This window comes from Balneola vulgaris DSM 17893 (assembly GCF_000375465.1).
Lineage (GTDB): Bacteria > Bacteroidota > Rhodothermia > Balneolales > Balneolaceae > Balneola > Balneola vulgaris.
Genome location: NZ_AQXH01000001.1, coordinates 151,756 through 174,261 on the forward strand (window position 1 = coordinate 151,756; position 22,506 = coordinate 174,261).

Here is a 22,506-nt window from a genome sequence, read left to right on the forward strand (position 1 = left end):
TCTTAATCAATATTTAAGATTTCATCAATACGAGAAAGCGCATCATTTAAGTGCACGCGTGTTTCTGCATTAACACTTGAACTTCTTACACCTTTGATTGTCTTCTTTAGTTCATTCAATTCGAATCTTAAAGAAGGACGAATGTCAGAGTCTTTGATATCAAGATTTCTGCCAAAAGTATCTTCTTCAAACATACTTTGAACTGAGCTTAAGTACTCTCGCTGAAGGTTTCGGCGGTAAGCATCAATATTCTGAGGCTTAGAGCTGTAAATTTCACTCCAAAGTCCTTTGCGAATATCTTCAAGCGCTTCTAATAAGCTGTAAGCTTCACTTTCAAATTCAGCTTGTTCTGATAAACGAATCATAGAACCCGCATTCATCGTTGAGCGAAGAATACCTGATTGCAAACTCTTTACTCTATTGGTAGCTCCTTGAGCTTCGATTCTGAAAAGAATCTCTTTATCCAATAACCAGTGTGGAGTAGTAAAGGCATGCTCGTTTAAGAATTCCATAGCTTTTCTTTGGTAGTCGCCATCAACAGGAGTATACACCCAGCCTTCTTGGTTAGATGCTTTTCTAGTTTGATAAACACCACCTATGTTCGTTGCAACATGGCGGGCATAACGCGACCACTGACCGATTAACTCTCCATAGATTTCAGATAAATCGCTATAGTCTTCACCTGGAGTAGAAGTCCATTCAATTAAGTTAGGCACTACACGCTTTAAGTTCATTAAACCATAGGTACTAGACTTTACAGGGTCATCTCCTAAGTCTTCAGTTTGAGCTGAAGGATCATATCCTGTTGATGAAGCAAAACGGTATACAGGATCACCGGCTTTTTCTTCAATCCATTGGTCCAATACTGGTAGTTCGTCTTCTGGAGTTTTAGCAGTAGGAATTACGCGGTATCCCCAGTTCACAGAGTACAAGTCGTATGGCCCAATTTGACGAATATAACGAATGCCTTCATCGCCTGGCTGAGCTACATAATTCTGACGTGCATATTCCATGATGGTAGTTGCAATACCCCATTTCTGAGTGAATTCACCTGAACGTAGGGAATCGGTAGGGTATGCCGAACTTGACTGCATGTTATGCGGTAAACCAATAGCGTGGCCAATCTCATGAGAGATTACTCTACGCATCGTTTCACCAATTAAGTCATCGTCTAATTTTAGTTTACGAGCTTCTGGATTCGAAGCGCCTGTCTCAATCATTAAACGATTACGGTATGAACGCATGTGGTTATGGTACCACACAATATCACTTTCAATAATCTCACCTGATCTAGGATCAGAAACACTTGGCCCAGTTGCGTTACGAACAGTACTAGCAACCCAACGGATGGTCGAGTAGCGAATATCTTCAGGGCTCCAATCTGGATCTTCTTCTTTGGTAGGTGGGATTTTAGCTTGAACAGCATTTTTAAAACCAGCTGCTTCGAAAGCTACATTCCAGTCTAATACACCTTGTACAATGTAAGAGCGATACTTTTCAGGGGTAGCAGGGTCTAAATAGTATACGATTGGCTTTACTGGCTCCACTAGTTCGCCACGAGCATAAGCTTCTGGATCTTTAGGTTCTAGTCTCCAACGACGGATATACTCTTTGCTAGCTGCTTTTTGTTCATCTGAACCGTAATCGATTTGACGAATGCTGAAATAACCTACACGGTAATCGGCATATCTTTTGCGCATTGGTTCTTCAGGTAGTAACACTAAACTTTGGCTCACATTCATGGTCAAGGTTTGAGTATTCTGGCTACTTGGTGGGTTAGCCGCAATGTAGGTCATTAATTGACGTACTTCGATGTTCTCAGGGAAACTTCTAACCGATTCAATTAAGCTTCTATCAGTATCTAGTCTACGTACTTGATACTGACGGCGTAAGTACACCGGAATACCACTGATAGCTTCTACATCTTTAGAGAAGAGGTCGGTTACATCAATTACAACACCGGATGAATCTTTGCTCAATGCTTCAATGTCGAAGGCTGCAATAACAGGTTCAAGGTTGTTGGCCTTCACAGAGTTGTATACAGGGAGGTCTTTGTCAGCGATTGCGTTATAAGACTTTTTTCGCATCAAGATACGATCCTGAACACGCTCAAACGTAAGTACTTGCTCCGCTGATTTTGATCCAGCTGAAGAGAACCCAGAATACCCAGGAGGTACACCCGCTACACGGCTTACCATGAGCATCTCACGGCCTAATAACTCGTTAGGGATTTCGAAAAAGTATTTCCCGCTTTGCTCGTGAACTGTAAATAATCCAGTATCTGATTTAGCGTCTTTAGTTATGACTTTTGAAAAAGCTTTGATGCCATCTTTTGAAGATGGTCGAACAGATGAAGAACTCGTACTTTTAGTCGAATTCTTCGAGGAGGTATTCTTTGCACCGGTACAACCCGAAATAAGTAATCCGGATGCTAGAATAAACGAAAAGTATAGTAAACGTTTGTTCATACTTAGTAGTTAGTTGGATAAAAATTGCCCATAAATGTAGATAAAAAAAATAAGTAGTTTCGTAAAATGCTTTAATAAATAAATGAGAGCGGTTTGTACTGGTTAAAACTCAAAAAAATGAAACCGTTTTTTCAAAAAAAATACCTACCTTTGGGGCTCTAAAATTTCAAGTAATTATTAAAATTTCGGCATTATGATTATTGGTGTACCAAAAGAAATTAAAACTCACGAAAACCGTGTAGCTATACAACCTGGTGGCGTGTTACAGATGATTCGTAACGGACATGAGGTATTGATTCAAAAAAGCGCTGGGGTAGGAAGCGGTTTTAGTGATGAAGATTATATTAATGCCGGAGCTTCTATTATTGAAGATGTTGAAGAAGTTTGGAAGCGTGCTGATATGATCATGAAAGTGAAGGAGCCTATCGCAGAAGAATACCCACGTATGCGCGAAGGTCAAGTTATCTTCACTTATTTCCACTTTGCAGCCGATGAAGCTCTTACTAAAGCTGTTGTGGATTCAAAATGTATCGCTATAGCCTATGAGACCGTTGAAAAAGCTGATCGTTCACTTCCACTTCTTATTCCTATGAGTGAAGTAGCAGGACGTATGGCTGCTCAAGAAGGTGCTGTGTACTTAGAAAAGCCAAAAGGTGGACGTGGCGTGCTAATGGGTGGTATCCCAGGTGTAGCTCCTGCTAAAGTATTGGTTCTAGGTGGCGGTATTGTAGGTGTAAATGCGGCTAAAATCGCAGCGGGTATGGGCGCTGATACTACTATTATGGATATCAACATGCCACGTTTACGTTACCTCGACGATGTGATGCCTAAAAACATCAACACTGTATTTTCTTCAGAAGCGAACATCCGCGCGATGCTTCCAACCGTTGATATGATTATCGGTGCTGTTCTTAAGCCAGGTGCAAAAGCCCCTCACTTGATTACAAAAGAGATGCTGAGCGAAATGCGTCCAGGTACCGTACTTGTTGACGTTGCTATTGACCAAGGTGGATGTTTCGAGACTTCACGTCCAACTACTCACAAAGATCCAGTTTACGTAATTGATGATGTAGTACACTACTGTGTTGCTAACATGCCAGGCGCAGTTCCTTACACTTCTACTCTAGGTTTAACAAATGTAACGCTTCCGTACGCAGTTGCACTTGCTAATAAAGGTTGGGAACAAGCACTTAAAGACGATGCTGAACTCCTAAAAGGACTAAACATCGTAGAAGGTACTATTGTTTACAAAGATGTTGCAGAAGCTTTCGGTTTAGAATGGAAGCCTGTTGATACCGTATTGAACTAACTAACAATTCGATGATTAAAGGGGATGTATTTCCCCTTGAATTGAGATTCAGAAGCCGATTACGAAAGTGATCGGCTTTTTTTGTGGAGAAGTTTTAACGACCGAAAGAAATCACTTTTAGCGGATCAGTTTGGGCAGCAACTCGTGCAGGAACCCACGATGCTAAGCCACACAGGAATAATGTGACGAGAGTTACTAAGAAGAAATCAATAGCATGAAGTTGAATGGGTACATATTGCATGTAATAGTTCTCTTCTGAAAGAGGAATCAACTGAAATTCAGTTTGTAGAAAGGCGAAGATTAAAGTGATACCTATGCCAATTACTAACCCTATAAACGACACCATTAAGCCTTCAAGAAGAAAGATCTTTCGAATGGTAGAAGATGGAGTTCCCAAAGTTTTTAGTATGCCAATATCTTTTGTACGCTCTAAAATCATCATTAAAACCGTACCTATCAGATTGAAGGCCGCAACTATGATCATCACACTAATTATGAGTGGTGTCATTTGTTCTTGAAGTTCCACCCATGCGAATATATTCCCAAACTTTTCAAAAATAGATTCAGTGAAAAAGGGGAAGGGTAGGTGGTTAATCAAGGTTTGTTGAAAGGGCTCAATCTGTTCATTATCAGCGAGTTTCAACTCAATAGCATTTGCTTCATGTTCACTGAATTGAAAGAGCGATTGAGCTTCTCTGCGGTCCACAATCACATAAACATCATCAAATAAGTCAATGCCGGTTTGGTAAATGGCTGTGACAGTAAACTGCTTAATCTCTGGTGAATTCAGGAGTGAAGGAATCCCATTAATGGTGTAGGTAGTGATTACATCACCAACTTCAGCCTTCAATAATTGAGCTAATTGTACTCCGATGATTGCCCCGAAAAGACCGTTTTCTTGTGGGCCTAAATCAAAGGTGCCCTCTGAAATGTATTCAGGTAAACTAGATACTCCACCTTCTGAATTTACGCCTTTTAGAATGGTCCCACTGATGTCATCCTTCGTCTGTATCATCACCTGACCTTGAACTACAGCCTGCTTTCTATCAATTTCGGAAAGCTGATCTAGATAAGTGAGTAGCGTGTCAGATCGTTCAATGGTGGGGGTAATAAACGATTGTGTAGCAATGGTATAGTGTGGAGCAAAACCATAAATCTTATTGTTTATGGTGGATTTAAAACCATGCCCTATAGACAGTGCTATTAAGAGGCCTGCGGAACCAACGGCTACGCCAGTAATCGACATGATTTTTATGAATGATAGAAACCGGGAACCCTTTCGGCTTCCATTAAAATATCGGAGTGCTAAATACCATTCAAATTTCATGTAATGTAAATAAGAGAAGTAAAAGAGGTATGCTCGGCGAATCTAAGTATTAAACTCACTAACTACATACCTCTCTATAAATTGTTACTCAGGCTTCATTTGAGGGAAAAAGAGTACGTCTCTAATAGAATCTGAGTTGGTCATAATCATCGCTAAACGATCAATTCCAATTCCGATACCAGCCGTTGGAGGCATTCCGTATTCAAGTGCTCGAATGAAGTCTTCATCAATAGTCATTGCTTCGTCATCACCATCAGCACGTAAACTAGCTTGTTCTTCTAAGCGCTCACGTTGATCAATAGGGTCGTTTAACTCGGTGTATGAATTGGCGATTTCTTTACCATTACAAATACACTCAAAGCGCTCTACTAAGCCTTCTTTTGAACGGTGTTTTTTGGTAAGTGGACTCATTTCGATAGGGTAGTCGGTAATGAAAGTAGGCTGTATAAGCTTGCCTTCAACATACTCACCAAAGATCTCATCAATGATTTTTCCTTTTCCGAACGACTTATCTACTTCAACATGAAGCTCTTTGGCAGCCACTCTAAGCTCTTCAACCGATAAACCGTTTAAGTCTTTACCCGTTTCATTCTTGATAGCATCTAGCAAAGGAATTCGAGGCCATGGTGCTTTGAAATCGATTTCATGCTCACCAACGGTTACTTTGGTGCTTCCATGCATATCAATGGCAACACGTTCAATCATTTTCTCCGTGAAGTCCATCATCCAATGGTAGTCTTTGTAGGCAACGTATAATTCAACCTGTGTGAATTCAGGATTGTGGAATCGCGATAGTCCTTCATTTCTGAAATCTTTTGAAAACTCATATACGCCATCAAAGCCACCAACAATAAGTCGCTTGAGGTACAATTCATTAGCGATACGAAGGTAGAGGTCCATATCTAATGTATTGTGGTGCGTTACGAAAGGACGTGCAGAAGCGCCACCATAAACAGGCTGTAGAATCGGAGTTTCAACTTCCAAGTACCCTTTTTCATTCATCACATTTCGCATCGTTTGAACCATTTGGGTTCTTTTGCGGAAAGTGTCGCGTACTTCAGGGTTCACAATTAAATCAACATAGCGTTGACGGTAGCGTAGTTCTTTGTCGGTAAAAGCATCATACACCACTTTTTCGCCATCTTCGTTTTCCACTTCTTTTGGTAGAGGAATAGGGCGCAGAGTTTTAGTTAGAAACTCAAACTCATTAGCATGAACAGTAGTCTCGCCAGTACGTGTTTTAAACACAAAACCTTTGATGCCAACGATATCACCGATGTCCACCATTTTCTTGAAAACAGTGTTATAATTTTCAACGCCAACGTCATCACGACGAATATACACTTGAATAGTGCCCGCCGAATCTTGAAGGTTGAAGAAAGCGGCTTTACCCATAATACGGCGAGTCATAACTCGGCCAGCAATAGCAACTGTTTCGCTATCAGGGTTAGATTCTTCATCACGAACCAGTTCTTCATTCCCCTTAATGTCTGTGCTTAAGTGAGTTACATCAAAAGAGTAGGGGTAAGGATTTACACCCATTTTCTGTAGTTCAGCGAGTTTCTCGCGTCTAATTTCTTCTTGTTCAGAATGTGTAAGTTCCTGGTTCGACATGTAAATGTTAAATTAAATAGGTTTTTTGCGAATCAAAGGTTGCAAAAATACCGAATTGTGCAGAAAATTGTGTCATTAACATCCATACTTTATCTATTCTTTTGCAACTCATATCTACAGATCAAATTTCTGGGGCACCCAAGCAACTAATAATCGGTGCTAGTTCCATTCAAAAATCGCTGGATACTTCCATCTTAAGCCCTCTTGAATTAAAGGAGTGGAATGAGTTTAAGCATGACCATAGAAAAGCGGAGTTTCTAACTACACGGCATTTGTACCATGCTTTGGTGAGAGAGTATTTGGAGGGGAGAACCATTTCTTCCAATGAATTGTGTAAGCATGAGCAGGGCAAACCTTATGCGTTGATAAATGGTGAGGAGTTATATGTTAGTTTTGCACATACCAGAACGCATGTATTTGCTGCTATTTCTAAAACTTTAGATATCGGTATTGATGCCGAAAATATAGGCAGGAGCATACATCCTCGTTTACTGGATCGAATCTTAAATGAGCAAGAGTATGCATTAAAAGAAGAATGTGATCCTATTCTTTTGTGGACGGCTAAGGAAGCCGTTGTAAAGTTATTGGGTACGGGACTTCGAACGAATTTGAATGCTATTACCTTAAAAAAGTGTACAGAAAACGAATTCTTAGTAAGAATTAATGATGAAAATAGTTTTCAAATTTGTAGTTTCCGTGAACTGGATCATCAAATTTCTATTGCTTATTAAGGCTTTAAAATACGGTTCATTTATTATTGGCCTGAAGAGACTTTATCTCCTCAAATGGAAAGAGTGTCTTCAGGCTTTTCTATGTCATCTACGCATTCTTATTAATAAATCATCAGCACATGCCATTTACTAATATTACTAAGGAAGAACTCCAAGCATCCCTGAAAAATTCAAAAGCGGCTACAAATACTCCACAAAAAATTAGATTGTTGTTTGTGCCTACTCATATGGATCCTGATAATCCAGAAGAGATTACATCCATCTATAAGAACATTTGCAGTTCAAGTTTTGATACGCTGGTAGTAATTGAATCGTACAAAGGCGAATTAGAAAAGAAACTCAGTATTCCATCAAACCAAGTGTTTAACACACCATTTGGTGAAGTTAAAGTAGATGATAAGCTTAGAAATGAATTGTGCGATGAGGAAGATGATTTCTTTATCAACGATGGGGGGATGAGTGATGAAATGAGCTTGTACACCCAACTCATGATGATGCAAGCTTGCCAAAGTGATTTTGAAGTTGTGAGTGTTCAAATCGGCGATTACGATCCAGCTATTGTAAAGGAACTTGCTTTCGCTCTTGATGAGTTATTACAGTACCGAAATGCATTATTGGTATTCTGTTGCGACATCCCAAGTGATAATGCTGAGGAGCTTCAAAAGCTTAAAGATTTAATTGAATCAAACAATGAATCTGGATTGCATCACTACTTGAACAGCAACGAAAAGAATGTAGAAGGAGCTCGTGCATTTATGACGGGTGTTTTAGTATCTAAATATTGGAACTTAGATATTTGGTTTACTCCCGTAACAGCTCAAACTAAATTTACAGGTGGATTCGCACATACTCGCCAACATCAGTTAGCCTAGTATGCAATCAAATAGAATAACCATTATTGGCTTAGGCAACGTAGGGCTTACATTAAACAAAGCCCTACCCAAAGCGGGTTATTCTATACATGGTTTATATTCTAGAAATAAGGGGGCTCACCCCAATGTAATTGACCGCCTTCCACGCACATCTGAAGAGTTAGGTGATATTTTATTTATTACCGTCTCTGATTCCGCACTAAAAGATGTAGTAGATGAACTCTCTCAACGAGATCTGAACTTTGAAGGAGTTACGGTATTGCATTGCTCGGGCAATGAAAACTCGGAGTTATTGCAGCCATTTAAGGATGTAGGAGCCTCGGTTGGGGCGTTCCATCCAATGAAAGCCATATTGAAAGGGCAGGACTCATTTGAAGATGTGTATTTTGATATTGAGGGTGATACACTAGCGGTGAAGAGGATGTATGAGTTAGCCAAAAAGCTAAAAGCACATGCATTTGAAATCCCATCCTCGGCAAAGAGTTTAATACATGCGGCCTCGGTAATGGCATCGAATTACGTAGTTACATTATTGAATGCTTCTTCAGAAATGGCCGAACTTAGTGGCGTTTCTAAAGATGAAATCGAAAAGGCGCTATTAAGTTTAACGCGTAGTTCATTAAAAAATATGCTTGATAAGGGCATTGAGCATAGTTTAACGGGACCTATTGCCAGAGGGGATCTTTCAACAATCGAAAAACATTTGGAAGATCTTTCGGTAAATCCGAAATTGGTCGAACTTTATGCAAAACTGGGTTTACTCACTATCCCTTTAGCTAAAGATGTTGATATAGATACTCAACGAAGCTTGAAGGATTTATTTAATGGCAAAATCAAAGATTAGTACACAGGATTTTTATAACCGTGTGTATGAAATCGTAAGTAAAATTCCTGAAGGGAAAGTAACTACTTATGGTGCAATTTCGGCTTATTTAGGGGTAGAATCTGGAGCTCGCATGGTTGGCTACGCACTCAACAACTACCTTGCTAAAGATTTGGGTTATCATATCCCGGCTCATCGTGTTGTAAATCGCCTCGGGCAGCTCACTGGTAGAGCATATTTTGAGGGTGACTCAATGCGAGAACGATTAGAGCAAGAGGGCATTGTTTTTAAAAGCCCTTATACCGTCGACATCGACTTACATTTCTGGGATCCTTTATCAAATTCATAATTTAGAACCCTTTGGTATAGTAGAATGGGTTTTCTTACCTTCTAACTATGAAAAGAGCGACTTCGAAATTACTATACCTTCCTGCAATTGCCCTATTTGTATGCCTGAGCTTCAGCTCCATGAATGTGATTGCACAATCTCTTCAATTAAATGGAACCTTACCGGCTAAAGACATCAAAGTAGAAGATGTATCTGGAAGATCGCTTACCCTAGGTGAGATTGTTGAAACTAATGGTTTGATAGTGATTTTTTCCTGCAATACTTGTCCTGCGGTTTCTCAATGGGAAGATCGTTTAGTACAGATTTCGAATATTGCTAAGCTGAACAACATTGGTATGATTGCATTGAATCCTAACGAACGAACTCGAGACAGAGGGGAGTCGTTAGAGGATATGAAGAAGAGAGCTGCTAAACAGAGTTATAACTTCTACTACGCACTCGATAAAGATCATCAGATTGCCGATGCATTTGGCGCATCACGTACTCCTCAAGTGTTTGTGTTTAACTCAACGGAACAGCTAGTATATATAGGGGCAATTGATGATAATCCCCGGAATGCCACTCAAGTTCAAGAAAAGTACTTAGAAGACGCTATTCAAAAAATGGTTGCTGGCCAAGAACTTATACGAACCACTACCAAATTATTAGGCTGCCCTATTAAGAGAGTGAACTAAAGTCAGGCTCCTTAAATCATAATCCTATTTATGAGTTCGATTGGAAAAGCCGATACGGTAATTCTCTAAAAAAACCTGTATTTTTAAGGCTAGCTTTTTTGCTAGTAAGCAAATTCAGAAATAGACACGTTTAGATTAGAAAATCAGATGCCAACTTGGACGCTTCATACAGAATTTAAATTCGATGCTGCCCATTATATCGATGGTTACAATGGGAAATGCGGACGCATGCATGGACACTCATATAAAGTGAAGATGTCTGCAAAATCTCACAAACTGAACCCTTCTCTTTATCTAAATACTGATGATATGGTATGTGATTTCAAAGAGCTTAAATGGGCGGCAAAAGATTCAGAGAAAGGTGGACTTGATCACGGTGTATTAAACGAATTGATGGAAGTGAATACTACAGCTGAACGTATTGCTGAGTTTATTCATAATGAAACCATGAAGAGAATTCCAGAAGGTATAGAATTGACTGTAACCGTATGGGAAACGGATACTTGCTGGGTTGAGTATACTGACAAAGATGTCTAATCTTATTGAAACACATAGCGATTCTATCACTGATTATTTATCCGTTGAATACCCTATAGTTGAACATTTCTATACGATTCAAGGAGAAGGTGCACACACAGGTAGAGCTTCTTACTTTATTCGTACAGCTGGCTGTGACGTAAATTGCTGGTGGTGTGATGTTAAAGAAAGTTGGGAAGAAGAAGGTCACCCTTTAATGAAAGTGGGTGAACTTGTAGAACTTGTTAAAGAAAGTGGGGCACCCTTCGCTGTAATCACAGGTGGAGAACCTTTACTGCACGACTTACTTCCGCTTACCGTAGCACTTAAAGAAGCTGGTATAAAAACGCATATCGAAACAAGCGGTTCGTCGCCTCTTACTGGGCATTTAGATTGGATTACTCTTTCACCGAAAAGGTTTAAAGAGCCTACCGACGAAATATTCGATTATGTTGATGAACTAAAGGTAGTTGTACTTACCAATAAAGATCTTCAGTGGGCTGAAAAGAACGCAGCTCGTTGTCCTGAAGGCACACAATTACTATTGCAACCAGAGTGGGATACGCCTAAATCAATTCCGCTTATTGTAGACTATGTAAAGGAAAACCCTCAATGGGGAATAAGTCTACAGACCCATAAGTTTCTAAAAGTCCCATAGTGATGAGTTATGAGCAAGCTTCGGTAATAGTTACCGGTGGAAGCAAAGGCATAGGCCTCGAAATAGCGAAGTTCTTTGCATCTAATACAAACCGCCCCATTGTATTACTTGCTCGAAATGTAGATGAGTTAGAGCGCACCAAAATAGAATGCGAAGAAGCAGGTGCGAAATCGGTAGATATTTTATCTGTCGACTTAACGGACTTAGAAGCTTTAAAAGCTATAGACTTTCAAAAATTAAATCCTGCAGTGCTTGTGAATAACGCAGGTACGTTTTTGTTCAAGAAGCTTGAAGATACTACTCAAAGCGAATTCATAAATCAATTTGAGATAAACACGCTGTCAGCTTTCAATATGACTAAAGTGGTATTGCCTCTTTTAAAGCAGCAGGAGAGAGGGCTCATTGTTAATATCTGTTCTCAAGCTTCACTAAAGGGTTATGCAGATAGCGGAGCGTATACCATGAGCAAACATGCACTACTCGGGTATACACGATCTCTTCGGAAAGAATTGATGCCTACAAATGTAGCTGTTTCAGCTATTAATCTAGGCCAAACGTACTCAACTTCTTGGGAAGGCGTTGATATTGATCCTAATGAATTGATAGACCCTGTTGACGTAGCTCGTATTATTCACTCTCTTACCGAGTTAAGTCCACGAAGCGTAGCCGAAGAAATCAATTTGATGCCCAAAGCAGGCGAAACAAAGCCGATGTAGTTCGATTCCGTTCCCGAACTGGAATTAGAGATTATTCCACCATTCCGTTAGTGCAGGAGCTTCCCCTAATTCAAAACGTTGACCAATCATTGGGTGAGTGTAGTTTATATTTTTTGATTTAGCACTTTCTACAAATGCTGAAACAGACTCATCCCAAGCATGTGGTGCTAGCCTAAAAGCGCCCCAATGAATAGGCATTACGAGTGTTGCGTTAAGGTCTAAAGCAGCTTGTACTGTTTGATCAGGAAACATGTGAATTTGATTCCATGCAGTGTTGTATTGCCCACATTCAAGCATGGCGAAATCAAATGGACCGAGTTTAGTTGCAATTTCTTGGAAGTGATTGGCATATCCGCTATCACCACTGTAGTAAAGATTGGCTGAGGGTGATTGAATAACCCAGCTTGCCCACAAGGTGGCATCACGATCGGTTATACCTCTGCCCGAGAAATGTCGTGATGGAGTTGCGGTAAATGTAATATCCGATAGCTTAACATCTTGCCACCAATCTAACTCTGTAATATCCTCTTCTGGTATTCCCCAAGATTCTAAATGAGAGCCAATCCCTAGTGGAGTAACAAAATGTTTTATTTCATCCTTAAGCTTTTGGATGGTTGGATAGTCTAAATGGTCGTAATGATCATGGGAAATGATAACAACATCAATGTTTTTAATAGACGCTATAGGTAATGCTTGATCGTATTTAAACCTCTTAGTACCAAAGGGAACTGGTGCCGCAACCTCTCCAAACATAGGATCGATGAGTATTCTTTGCCCATGTGTTTCAATGAGAAAAGTAGAATGCCCATACCAAGTAATGTAGGTTTTAGAAGAGTCCACTTCATTAGGTATGTCACTGAAGATGGTCGGTAATGGCTTAGTAGGATTTCCACTGCTCCCAAACAGCATTTTAGGCATTGATTTTAGCGCCTCCAAAATCTCACCCGTGGAGGTATCAACAGTGTTTACAAAATTCTTGCCGTTAAAATTGGGAGATTGTTTGAGTTGCTCGAGCTTATCACCTGTAGGTGCTTGACCAAATTGCGGACTTACATTAACGAAGATAGTGGTACCAATAACTAGTAGAAGTAGTAAAGCTACAACTGTAATTGTGATGCCCATAATTAGTTTTTTAACTCGTTTGATCATGATGAATAATATTTGGGGCACGAAGTTACTACAATTTGTTAACCTATACCTTTAATAAAATAATGTATACTCAATGGTTAATTTTTTGAACTTAGTTCAAAAGGTGAGGTTAAAAGTAAACTGAATTAGATTGTCATTTAATCTGATTGCTGTCTAGTTTAGTAGTTCACTTCTAAAATTTAAATAACCAATACATACTGATGAAAGTTTTGATGATAGGTGCCGGTAACATGGGGCTTACATTCGCAGAAGGAATGACCGGCTCAACCCAAATAAAACCTGGGGACCTATTAATCTATGATAAAGACCCAGAATTAAGAGATACGCTTCGTGAAGACGAGCGATTTAATATTTTTGATTCCCTAACACCTGCAGTAGAGATGGCTCATGTCATATTCTTAGCTGTTAAACCACATCATGCGGAATCGTTATTAGCCGAAATGAAACCACACTTGAATGATCAGCAAATCATTGTATCTCTGATGGCTGGTGTGACTACTGATTTTATGGTGAAGCTATCAGGTATTCCTAAGGTTGTACGAGCTATGCCAAATTTACCAGCCAAGGTAAGCAAAGGCGTTACCGCTTTTACAGAGACGGAAGCTGTTTCAAAAATTGAACAAGTAGCCATTAGAGATTTATTGGATTCCACAGGCATAGCCATTCACGTTCAAGATGAGTCTTTTATCAATAAATCGACGGGAATATCGGGAAGTGGCCCTGCATATGTATTTTACTTTATGCAGTCTATGATGGAGGCCGCCCTTAAAATGGGGTTCTCTCAAAATGATTCGAAGATTCTAGTAAGTAACACCTTTGAAGGAGCGATTCAGTTGTTCAAAGAATCTGAATTAGCACCAGATGGTTGGATTAAAAGAGTAGCCTCGAAAGGAGGGACAACCCAAGCCGCATTAGATTCTATGGACGATAATAATGTGAATACCCTTATTAAAGATGCAGCTTATGCTGCCTTTGATAGAGCAGTTGAGCTTGGTCAAGAACATCAGTAGCTAGATGTTTCGAAGTTGATTAATCTTGGTTTTTAGCATCTAAGATTAGGTTCACAAGCGTACCAAATTCACTGCTACTTACACGATTATTGCGAATATCCGTATTTACACGATGTACCAAAACCATATCGTAATCAGGTATGATGAGAACGTAGTGCCCTCCAGCTCCTCGAGCAGAGTAAGCACCCTCATTCAGTTTTACATTGGGTAAATGCGGATATTTATTGTGATCACGAACCACCCACCACATATACCCATACCCATCAGAGGAATATAAAGTGGCATCAGAGTGGTAAGAAGTACTTTCCTTAACCCAATCAGCGGGGATAAGTTGCTGATTTTCCCATTTTCCATTACGAAGCATAAGTAACCCAAAGCGAGCTAGATCTCTAGCATTAATTCGAAACGGATATGCTTGGTGAATAGAGGCATCACCGGTTACATAGTTGCCATCTTCAGCGGTGAACTGTTCCATGCCTATAGGTTTAGCGATTTCTTCTTCAATCGCTTCAAATACACCTTTTCCAGTAGCTTGAGTGAATATGGTGCCCGCTACATTGAAGTCCCAATTATTATAATACCAATGAGTTCCTGGGCGCTGAGTAAACCGTTCTGGTTTTAAATCCTTCATGCCTTGAGATTCATATAGGGCTGTATGATAGATTCCAGAGCGAGCTTTTAAGTTATCACGTACAGTAGCTTGTTTTTCTTCCTCTGAAAGTGGAGGCACATCATCAATGCCAAGCTCTTCCATCGTTTGCTCCATATCGATAGTACCATCGGCTACATAGTTTCCATAAAGAGCACTAAGTACACTCTTACGGATGGAATGAGTGTTGTATTTTTGTTCTACTTCACCCCATTCATATAGGATTTTCCCGTTTACAACAATGGTAACAGCAGCTGTATTTATTTGGTTGGCATAGGACTTTGCTAATTCAAGTTTTTCTATGCTGTAGCCTAGTTCAGATACATCGTTAACGATTTCCCATTGTTCTGCGGGATAGGTTTGTTGTACGGGGAGGTCTCGAATACATGAAAACCCAACTAATAGTAAAGTACTGAGAAATAATCTTGTGGTAATGATTACGGAGAACCGTTTGAGTAACATAATCCCTTATTTACTGTTTGTTTTTACGAAGTACTTTACCTGCTTTAATTCCTTTGAATTCTCCATTATCAACGGCTACGGACCCGTTAACGAATACATACTCGATACCATCTGAATATTGGTGAGGTTCTTCAAAAGTGGCATTATCTTTTACCGTGTTGGGGTCAAATAATACTATATCCGCTTTTTGGCCTTCTTTAAGAAACCCTCTATCTGTGAGGCCTAAAGTTGTAGCTGGTAAGCCTGTCATTTTATAAATGGCATTCTCAAGAGTTAAAGTGCCTCGTTCACGTACATAACGTCCTAATACTCGAGGAAAAGTCCCATACCAACGTGGGTGGGGATGACCATCGCCAGGCGTTACTAAGCGCCCATCCGATGCTACCATCGTGAAAGGGTGCTGCATAATTCGCTCTACATCTGCTTCATCCATTGCATGGAATACACAAGAAGCACCTCCGTTAACTTGAGCTTCTATCACTAAATCAGCGCCGTTACTTACATTAGGCTCCAATCCTTTCATAATAGCCCAATCTTTGAGGGTCTTACCTTCTAGTTCAGGCATCCATGATACCTTTGCAAACTGAACACGAGATAAATCTCCGCCACCACGATCTGTAATCAAGTTAAACTCAATGCCCGCTTTGATACTGTCGCGCAGGGCAGGGGTGTTTACTCTGCGCTTAAACTCATTATTGCCACCAGCTCTTGCCCACCCCGGTATCAGCACACTAATACCAGTGTAACTCGCGGTGTAGGGATATTGATCGATTTTTATATCCAGCCCTTCGTTTCGTGCCGAATCGACCATAGCAAGTGTTTGCACACTTTTGCCCCACATGGGTTGCCCAATCACTTTATGATGTGTTAGTATTACGGGTATATCTGCTTTCTCTGAGATGGTAATGGCTTCTTTTACTGCTGCCATCAGTCCTAGCCCTTCTTCCCGTAGGTGAGAAGTATAAATACCGCCTTCTTCAGAAGCGGCTTTTGATAATGTGATTACTTCATCAATTTCAGAAAAGGAACCCGGGATATATTTTAACCCCGTTGAAATACCAAAGGCACCTTCCTGCATTCCCTGTTTTATTTGATAGGTCATTTCTGCTAATTCATTAGCATTAGGTTGGCGGTTATCCAGTTTCATGACATTGCGACGAACAGTATTATGCCCAATTAAATAGGCTACGTTCATACCAACACCGATTGTTTCCAATGAGTCTAAATATGGACCAAAGGGCCATGGACTCGTGCCATCGGGACCACCTAGGGATGTGGTCACGCCTTGGCGTACTGCACTTTCACTTTCGGAAAGACGCATTATTGGATCAATGTGGGCATGCATGTCGATGAAGCCTGGAGCAACCGCCAAGCCTTTTGCTTCTACTTTGCGCTTACTAGCGCTCCTAGATAAATGACCGATTTCGGCTATTTGATCGCCGATAATTCCTATATCAGCAGTGTATGGTTTCTCACCACTGCCATCATAAACAGTACCATTCAGTATGACTATATCGAATTCTTTGTTGTTCTGTCCACACCCCACAATTAGTACACCTAAAAGTAAAATGGTATATGCTCGAAAAGAATGCTTCATACTGTTGGTTGTTGTGTTTATTTAAAATTATTTCGTGTTAACTAATCTTTATATAAATAATGTTAGTTACTGCTAGCCATAAACTTGCTTAGTTTCAGTTTCTTAAATGCTTTTTGAAGTTGAGCCGTAACTGCCCCAGGTGTTGAGCCTTCATAATAGAAGTGATCATTCACTTTTTTTATGGATGCAATTTGGGTAGTAGTACCTGTTAAAAATGCTTCATCCATTTTATACAGCTCATCTACGGTAATGGCTTTCTCATTTACTTCAATGCCAATTTGTTTACACAAATCGATTGTTTTCTGGCGTGTTATTCCATTCAATATGTAATCATCAGCTGGATGGGTATACACCACATCGTTCTTTACAAAGAATACATTACAATGCGAGCCTTCTGTGATTTTATTCTCGCGATATAACAGCGATTCATACACTTTATGTTCTACGGCTATCTGGTTTGCCAATACATTACCAAGTAGCGAAATCATTTTGATATCACACTGTAGCCATCTTTTATCCGGTGAAGTAATGACGGATAGTGGACTTTTATTAATGCCAGGTAATGCTTTTTTCAAGATGTACATCATCACTGATGGAGATGCGTCTTGAGGGAAATTGTGTTTCCGTGGGGCAATACCACGTGTAATTTGAATGTAGAGCAAGCAAGCCTCATCACGAATGCTACAGCTTTGTAATAGTGCATTTAGATGAGGGAATAGGCTATCCACTTGGAAGTCTATTTGAACCTTAGCTAAGCTATTTTGTAGACGCTTAAAATGATCTTCTATAAAATAAAATTGTCCATTTTGCCCTACCATAACCTCATATACTCCATCACCAAATAGAAACCCTCGGTCAAAAACCGATATTTTAGCCTCCTGAAGGTCGACAATGCGACCATTCAGGAATACTTTGGTGGGATATTGAGGTTGTGCTGATTGCATGTTTACGAAAGGTATCCAGGTACTGAAATGGTTGACATGGTTTGAAGGCCAGGATTTGCTTTCAATACACTTTTAATACTGTTAATAGTGATTGCGCAGGTAGCGATATCGCCATTGATGCCCCCATCTATTTCAGATACAAAAGAGGGCTCACCCTTAACGGTTACTTTATCATAAGAACGGGGTTCTCCGATAGCCGCCTTAAAGTGCATCTTAATTTTAAGCACTCCATTTTGGTACCCATGTGAAATTTGTTCAACCCCACGCGCATCCCCCTTTTTGATGTTCATGGATGGCACACTGATGTCATTATCAGAAACTACAGGATTTAACTCTTCTGTAACTTCATCTAAATCTATTCCCACACAGGATGCTAAGAAGTACACAGACTCCTTCAATCCAACATGGCGTAATGTGCCTTCTGCTTCTTTCTCTTTAAAAGAGGATAAATTTAACCCGGCTCCAATTTTTTTCTGAAATGGCACTCTTCTTGGTGTAGCGTCTTGAATGCGTTCAACAGTGATGCTATCAACATCTTTACAAATTGAAGTTAGGGTAGAAGGGAGGTAATCCATTAAGAATCCTGGATTAACACCCGTACCTAAACACGCTACTTTATATTTCTTGCAGATTTGATCTATTTCATTGCTTACTGCTTCATTTTCCTTCCAGGGGTAAGAGAGTTCTTCACAAGTAGAAACGATAGGCATCCCATGTTTGGCTACGGCCTCAACTTGCCCTACTAATTTCTTAATACTCGATACGGTTGTGATTACCGCCACATCGGGTTTTTTATCTAATTTGGCTAAAGCTTCATCAACCGATGATGAAACGGTAACTCCTGTTTTATCTTTGCCAAGTAATTCACCTATATCCTTCCCAATTAAATCAGGATCTAGGTCAACTACCGCGATGGTTTTAACGTTTTTTTTGTCTGCGATGTAATGGGCAATCTGTTTTCCAAGAGGCCCGAACCCCATTTGTAGAACTCCAATCATAATTATTTAGGTATTTTTCCTAATAAAAGTTTTAATTGGTACGCAATCTAATTGCTGATAATTAAAAAATAGCATACCAATTTTAAGTTTTAAGGCAATACAATCTTGCAGAACAAATTAAATGGCATTTTAGCTACCAACGGATTCCCCGAAAATAAAACCAAAATGAGTGTGTATAGGGCGCTTGCTGAGGCACTCATGGAGGCGGTACTCTCTAAACAGCTTGTTAAAGGCGAAAAACTACCACCCAGTAGAGTTTTAGCAAATGATATTGGAGTGTCGCGCTCTACCGTAATTAAAGCCTATGAGATACTTTGTATAGAAAAATATGTGAAGTCGGTACAAGGCTCAGGCTATTATGTGGAGGATGTGCAACGAAAAAAAATCAAGCATCGACTCTTAAGTATCAGCACAAATGGTTCACGCCCAGAGATTTCTGAGCGCGGTAAGAGATTTAGAAAGTATGTGAATCTGATGAATCGCACATCGGGAGGAGGTACGGCCTTTAGACCTGGATTGCCCCCATTAGATATATTTCCAGTTCGGCAGTGGCAAAGTCTAACTAACCGCTATTGGCGTGACGTTACCTATTCAGAAATGTCGTACGGTGACCCACAAGGTCTGCTGAGCTTACGGAAGAACATCACCGACTATCTGCGTATTTATCGAAATATTCATTGCCACCATGATCAAGTAATTATTGTTACGGGCTCAATGCATTCAATCTCAATCATCGGTGATTTATTGATTGATGCGGATGATCAGATCATTGTTGAAAACCCAGCCTACGCCAATGCCATAGCTATTTTTAAAAGTCTCAAGGCAAAATTACTAGCGGCAAGCATAGATGATGAAGGTATAGATATAAAAGGGGTTCCATTATCAAAGGTTCAAGACCCAAAATTTATTTATACCACTCCATCGAACCAATATCCTTCGGGAATTAAGATGAGTTTGGATAGAAGGTTGGAAGTTTTAGAATGGGCTCAGAAGCATAATTGCTTAATTGTTGAAGACGATTATGATCATGAGTTTAGCAATTGGGAAGAGCCTATAACTTCCATATTTGGCTTAGATAAAAGTGAAAGTGTAATCTATCTGGGTACCTTTAATAAGCTTCTTCATCCATCTGTTCGGCTCGGTTATATAATAGTGCCTCCTTATCTAGTGAATGATATAAGAGCGTCCCTAGAGCAAACACTCAGGTTTGTACCACCCATGAATCAAAAAATAATGTCGACCTTTATTGAGAAGGGTTATTTGAGTACCCATTTACGAAAAGTAGTAGAGGTGTCAAATACACGTCGATCTTACTTCATAGATCAATTTAATCGAGAGTTAGGTGCTATCATGAGCTTGAGGCCCCTTACCCAAGGCTTACACGTAATTGCCGATTTACCCAAATCGATTGTCGATAATGAACTTGCTAAGTTTCTAACTGAAAATGGAATTACCGTTTTCCCTTTGAGTAAGTACGTAGTTAAAGGAAATATGGGGAATGGCTTAGTAATGGGATTTTCTTCGGTAGATAAGGCCAGTATAAAATCCAAAATTAGAGAGATGGGTGCTTTATGCCGACAGTTCATAAAGCACCAGCAATCTCAATAAAAGCGAAGTGAATATTACTTTAGGTAAGGTTCAAATAAGTCTTCAAGCGACTGATTGATGTTCTTGTCGAGCTTTGGTTCAAAAGCTTTACCAGTGAGTAAGCCAAACAATTCAGCATATCGCTCATAAACTTCTATTCTAAACGAATCGGGAAGGTCTGGTAAAGTTTGCCCGTCTAGTCCTTGGAACTCATTTTCCATTAACCACTCACGGAGGAATTCTTTACTTAATTGCTTCTGATTTTCCCCTTTAGCTTGGCGTGCTTCATAGCCATCTAAGTAAAAGTAGCGACTACTATCTGTGGTGTGAACTTCATCAATTAAGGTGAGTTCACCATTGTATAGTCCAAATTCATACTTGGTATCCACTAGGATGAGTCCTTGTTTCGCAGCTACTTCAGTTCCACGTTCAAATAATTTGAATGCCGTTTCTTTTATGGAATTCCAAAGCTTTTCTTCAACGATACCGCGCGATAGTATTTCTTCTTCAGAGATATCTTCATCATGGCCTTCGGTGGCTTTAGTAGCAGGGGTAAGGATGGGTTGTTCAAACTTCTGATGTTCAACCATTCCTTCTGGAAGTGTTACCCCACATAACGTTCTCAATCCCGATTTATAGGTACGCCATGCATGCCCAGTGAGATAGCCTCGAATCACAACTTCAATAGGAATCGGGGCGCACTTTTTTGAGATCGTCACATTTGGGTGTGGGACTTCTTTGATATGAGTAGGCACTATGTCTTTCACCTTTTCGAATGAAAAAGCAGCCATTTGATTAAGGATTTGTCCTTTAAAAGGAATGGCTTGGCGCATGATATAATCAAATGCTGAAATTCTATCGGTTACAACGATGCCTAAAGTGTCATCATTAAGCGTATAAACTTCCCGAACTTTTCCTTTATAAGGTTCAGGTATATTCGAAACGTTGGTATCAGTGATACAATGATTAAGTGCTTCTTTTAAAAGGGTACTCACAGAGTAAGTTGATTTAAATTTTGTTGGTTGAACCGCGTTCAATAAGAACAGGGTCGATAGTTTGTTGAAGTGCTTTTTGAGCAGGGTTTTTAATGATTTCACCCAAACGCTGCGTGGCTTTAACACCTATAGTATGCATCTGCTGATCTACCGTGGTAAGATCAAGATACTTCGATAACTTAATATTATCGTAGCCCATTAATGCGATATCGTCTGGTACTGATAATCCCAGTCCATTGAGGGCATGAATAGCTCCAAGTGCTTGGGTATCGTTTGAACAGAATAAGGCTTCCGGCATTTCGCCTTGATTGTGCAATAAATGAATGGCTTCAAAGCCCGCTTCTTCAGTTAAGCCACCGTGTTTTGAGGATTTACCAGTTATAAAAAAACGATCCTCTATTTCAATTCCATTCGATTGTAGGGCATCTTTAAAACCTTTTTCACGAGCTATTGCTGCACGGTTTTTAGTGAATGCTCGAATCATTCCTATTTTCTTGAAGCCTTTTTTAACCAGATGCTCGCCCGCTATAAAACCACCATGATAATCGTTCATCATAAAGTAGTTGTAGGCCGGATGATGAGAATTAACGAGAACTACTGGGGTTTGGGTAGCTTGAACCAATTCATGGATATCCGTCGTTACTTCAATCGAAAGAATAATCAGTGCATCGGCGGTTCCGCGATCAAAAAATGAAGGCACGGCATCTTCAGGATTACGTGAGCCTGTATTGTAGATGATGATATCTAAATCCATTTTCATGAGTTCATCCTTCACTCCCTTCAATACCTCGTTGAAGTAAGGGGTTGTGAATGATGGAACAGCAATAGCTAGCATCTGAGGTTCTTTTCGAGCTAGCTTCCTCGCATTCGCTTGGGGTCGAAATTTCAGTGACTTGATCGCATCATCTACTTTATCTCTGGTTTCCTGAGAAACATTCGGCGATTTATTTAAAACACGCGACACCGTAGAAATAGCCACTCCAGCCTGATTGGCTACTTCATAAATCGTAATTTTTTTATTCATGCAATATTGATATCAAGTCGGTAATAGTCGTTAT

General features: G+C 40.0%; 21 protein-coding genes. 11 read left to right on the plus strand and 10 right to left on the minus strand.

Annotated features, from left to right (window positions below; translation table 11 throughout):
* Positions 1-2: 2 nt before the first annotated feature.
* Entirely contained in the window at positions 3-2,468 is a 2,466-nt protein-coding gene (locus B155_RS0100695) for a zinc-dependent metalloprotease (protein WP_018126306.1), read from the minus strand.
* A gap of 193 nt (positions 2,469-2,661) precedes the next feature.
* Here B155_RS0100695 and ald point away from each other — a divergent pair, with 193 nt between their 5' ends.
* Positions 2,662-3,777: an alanine dehydrogenase gene (gene ald / locus B155_RS0100700; RefSeq protein ID WP_018126307.1), complete on the plus strand. Its 1,116-nt coding sequence runs from the start codon at positions 2,662-2,664 to the stop codon at positions 3,775-3,777.
* 94 nt (positions 3,778-3,871) lie between these two features.
* Here ald and B155_RS0100705 read toward each other — a convergent pair whose 3' ends face one another.
* Together B155_RS0100705 and lysS are read right to left on the minus strand one after the other, a co-directional pair.
* A complete protein-coding gene (locus B155_RS0100705) occupies positions 3,872-5,023 on the minus strand; it encodes an ABC transporter permease (protein ID WP_240386228.1) in 1,152 nt (383 codons plus the stop codon).
* Between the two features lie 165 nt (positions 5,024-5,188).
* Entirely contained in the window at positions 5,189-6,718 is a 1,530-nt protein-coding gene (gene lysS, locus B155_RS0100710; protein ID WP_018126309.1) for a lysine--tRNA ligase, read from the minus strand.
* A gap of 101 nt (positions 6,719-6,819) precedes the next feature.
* On the opposite strand from lysS, the gene B155_RS0100715 reads away from it, so the two are divergent.
* The 8 genes from B155_RS0100715 (at position 6,820) to B155_RS0100750 (ending at position 12,057) form a co-directional block, all read left to right on the plus strand.
* Entirely contained in the window at positions 6,820-7,449 is a 630-nt protein-coding gene (locus B155_RS0100715) for a 4'-phosphopantetheinyl transferase family protein (protein ID WP_018126310.1), read from the plus strand.
* A gap of 119 nt (positions 7,450-7,568) precedes the next feature.
* Positions 7,569-8,321 carry an AmmeMemoRadiSam system protein B gene (amrB, locus tag B155_RS0100720; protein WP_018126311.1) on the plus strand — a complete coding sequence of 251 codons (753 nt, stop codon included), beginning with the start codon at positions 7,569-7,571 and terminating at the stop codon, positions 8,319-8,321.
* A 1-nt stretch (position 8,322) separates the two neighbouring features.
* Positions 8,323-9,165 carry a Rossmann-like and DUF2520 domain-containing protein gene (locus B155_RS0100725; RefSeq protein WP_018126312.1) on the plus strand — a complete coding sequence of 281 codons (843 nt, stop codon included), beginning with the start codon at positions 8,323-8,325 and terminating at the stop codon, positions 9,163-9,165.
* Complete coding sequence (locus tag B155_RS0100730) at positions 9,146-9,493, plus strand: MGMT family protein (protein WP_018126313.1); 348 nt, start codon at positions 9,146-9,148, stop codon at positions 9,491-9,493. Before B155_RS0100725 ends, B155_RS0100730 begins: the two co-directional genes overlap by 20 nt.
* A 47-nt stretch (positions 9,494-9,540) precedes the next feature.
* Positions 9,541-10,167 (plus strand): redoxin domain-containing protein, encoded by a 627-nt coding sequence (locus B155_RS0100735; protein WP_018126314.1) that lies wholly within the window; start codon positions 9,541-9,543, stop codon positions 10,165-10,167.
* Between the two features lie 147 nt (positions 10,168-10,314).
* Positions 10,315-10,704: a 6-pyruvoyl trahydropterin synthase family protein gene (locus tag B155_RS0100740; protein WP_018126315.1), complete on the plus strand. Its 390-nt coding sequence runs from the start codon at positions 10,315-10,317 to the stop codon at positions 10,702-10,704.
* Positions 10,697-11,341, plus strand: coding sequence for a 7-carboxy-7-deazaguanine synthase QueE (locus B155_RS0100745; RefSeq protein ID WP_018126316.1), 645 nt, complete (start codon positions 10,697-10,699; stop codon positions 11,339-11,341). Before B155_RS0100740 ends, B155_RS0100745 begins: the two co-directional genes overlap by 8 nt.
* 2 nt (positions 11,342-11,343) lie before the next feature.
* Entirely contained in the window at positions 11,344-12,057 is a 714-nt protein-coding gene (locus B155_RS0100750; RefSeq protein WP_018126317.1) for an SDR family NAD(P)-dependent oxidoreductase, read from the plus strand.
* A gap of 24 nt (positions 12,058-12,081) precedes the next feature.
* On the opposite strand, the gene B155_RS0100755 is transcribed toward B155_RS0100750, so the two are convergent.
* Positions 12,082-13,179 carry an MBL fold metallo-hydrolase gene (locus B155_RS0100755; RefSeq protein WP_205617748.1) on the minus strand — a complete coding sequence of 366 codons (1,098 nt, stop codon included), beginning with the start codon at positions 13,177-13,179 and terminating at the stop codon, positions 12,082-12,084.
* 227 nt (positions 13,180-13,406) lie between these two features.
* On the opposite strand from B155_RS0100755, the gene proC reads away from it, so the two are divergent.
* On the plus strand, positions 13,407-14,216 hold the full coding sequence (gene proC / locus B155_RS0100760; protein WP_018126319.1) for a pyrroline-5-carboxylate reductase: 810 nt from the start codon (positions 13,407-13,409) through the stop codon (positions 14,214-14,216).
* 19 nt (positions 14,217-14,235) lie between these two features.
* Here proC and B155_RS0100765 read toward each other — a convergent pair whose 3' ends face one another.
* The 4 genes from B155_RS0100765 to B155_RS0100780 form a co-directional block, all read right to left on the minus strand.
* Positions 14,236-15,327, minus strand: coding sequence for a serine hydrolase domain-containing protein (locus B155_RS0100765; RefSeq protein ID WP_018126320.1), 1,092 nt, complete (start codon positions 15,325-15,327; stop codon positions 14,236-14,238).
* Between the two features lie 10 nt (positions 15,328-15,337).
* Positions 15,338-16,924 (minus strand): N-acyl-D-amino-acid deacylase family protein, encoded by a 1,587-nt coding sequence (locus tag B155_RS0100770; RefSeq protein ID WP_018126321.1) that lies wholly within the window; start codon positions 16,922-16,924, stop codon positions 15,338-15,340.
* A gap of 62 nt (positions 16,925-16,986) precedes the next feature.
* The gene (locus B155_RS0100775) at positions 16,987-17,868 is read right to left on the minus strand and encodes an aminotransferase class IV (RefSeq protein WP_018126322.1); all 882 of its coding nucleotides are present in this window, start codon (positions 17,866-17,868) and stop codon (positions 16,987-16,989) included.
* Between the two features lie 2 nt (positions 17,869-17,870).
* Positions 17,871-18,866, minus strand: coding sequence for an NAD(P)H-dependent amine dehydrogenase family protein (locus B155_RS0100780; protein ID WP_018126323.1), 996 nt, complete (start codon positions 18,864-18,866; stop codon positions 17,871-17,873).
* Between the two features lie 105 nt (positions 18,867-18,971).
* Here B155_RS0100780 and pdxR point away from each other — a divergent pair, with 105 nt between their 5' ends.
* Complete coding sequence (pdxR, locus tag B155_RS0100785; protein WP_018126324.1) at positions 18,972-20,474, plus strand: MocR-like pyridoxine biosynthesis transcription factor PdxR; 1,503 nt, start codon at positions 18,972-18,974, stop codon at positions 20,472-20,474.
* A gap of 14 nt (positions 20,475-20,488) precedes the next feature.
* Here pdxR and B155_RS0100790 read toward each other — a convergent pair whose 3' ends face one another.
* On the minus strand, positions 20,489-21,448 hold the full coding sequence (locus B155_RS0100790) for a phosphoribosylaminoimidazolesuccinocarboxamide synthase (RefSeq protein ID WP_040368084.1): 960 nt from the start codon (positions 21,446-21,448) through the stop codon (positions 20,489-20,491).
* Between the two features lie 13 nt (positions 21,449-21,461).
* Positions 21,462-22,472 (minus strand): LacI family DNA-binding transcriptional regulator, encoded by a 1,011-nt coding sequence (locus B155_RS0100795; protein WP_018126326.1) that lies wholly within the window; start codon positions 22,470-22,472, stop codon positions 21,462-21,464.
* Between the last annotated feature and the right edge of the window lie 34 nt (positions 22,473-22,506).

Bases quoted from the DNA above. Each gene is read 5' to 3' on its own strand.
- B155_RS0100695 (WP_018126306.1), bottom strand. From the start codon at position 2,468: ATGAACAAACGTTTACTATACTTTTCGTTTATTCTAGCATCCGGATTA.
- B155_RS0100795 (WP_018126326.1), bottom strand. From the start codon at position 22,472: ATGAATAAAAAAATTACGATTTATGAAGTAGCCAATCAGGCTGGAGTG.
- B155_RS0100730 (WP_018126313.1), top strand. From the start codon at position 9,146: ATGGCAAAATCAAAGATTAGTACACAGGATTTTTATAACCGTGTGTAT.
- B155_RS0100770 (WP_018126321.1), bottom strand. From the start codon at position 16,924: ATGAAGCATTCTTTTCGAGCATATACCATTTTACTTTTAGGTGTACTA.
- B155_RS0100740 (WP_018126315.1), top strand. From the start codon at position 10,315: ATGCCAACTTGGACGCTTCATACAGAATTTAAATTCGATGCTGCCCAT.
- ald (WP_018126307.1), top strand. From the start codon at position 2,662: ATGATTATTGGTGTACCAAAAGAAATTAAAACTCACGAAAACCGTGTA.
- B155_RS0100735 (WP_018126314.1), top strand. From the start codon at position 9,541: ATGAAAAGAGCGACTTCGAAATTACTATACCTTCCTGCAATTGCCCTA.
- B155_RS0100750 (WP_018126317.1), top strand. From the start codon at position 11,344: ATGAGTTATGAGCAAGCTTCGGTAATAGTTACCGGTGGAAGCAAAGGC.
- lysS (WP_018126309.1), bottom strand. From the start codon at position 6,718: ATGTCGAACCAGGAACTTACACATTCTGAACAAGAAGAAATTAGACGC.
- B155_RS0100780 (WP_018126323.1), bottom strand. From the start codon at position 18,866: ATGATTGGAGTTCTACAAATGGGGTTCGGGCCTCTTGGAAAACAGATT.
- B155_RS0100755 (WP_205617748.1), bottom strand. From the start codon at position 13,179: ATGGGCATCACAATTACAGTTGTAGCTTTACTACTTCTACTAGTTATT.
- B155_RS0100725 (WP_018126312.1), top strand. From the start codon at position 8,323: ATGCAATCAAATAGAATAACCATTATTGGCTTAGGCAACGTAGGGCTT.
- B155_RS0100705 (WP_240386228.1), bottom strand. From the start codon at position 5,023: ATGTCGATTACTGGCGTAGCCGTTGGTTCCGCAGGCCTCTTAATAGCA.
- B155_RS0100745 (WP_018126316.1), top strand. From the start codon at position 10,697: ATGTCTAATCTTATTGAAACACATAGCGATTCTATCACTGATTATTTA.
- B155_RS0100775 (WP_018126322.1), bottom strand. From the start codon at position 17,868: ATGCAATCAGCACAACCTCAATATCCCACCAAAGTATTCCTGAATGGT.
- proC (WP_018126319.1), top strand. From the start codon at position 13,407: ATGAAAGTTTTGATGATAGGTGCCGGTAACATGGGGCTTACATTCGCA.
- B155_RS0100765 (WP_018126320.1), bottom strand. From the start codon at position 15,327: ATGTTACTCAAACGGTTCTCCGTAATCATTACCACAAGATTATTTCTC.
- amrB (WP_018126311.1), top strand. From the start codon at position 7,569: ATGCCATTTACTAATATTACTAAGGAAGAACTCCAAGCATCCCTGAAA.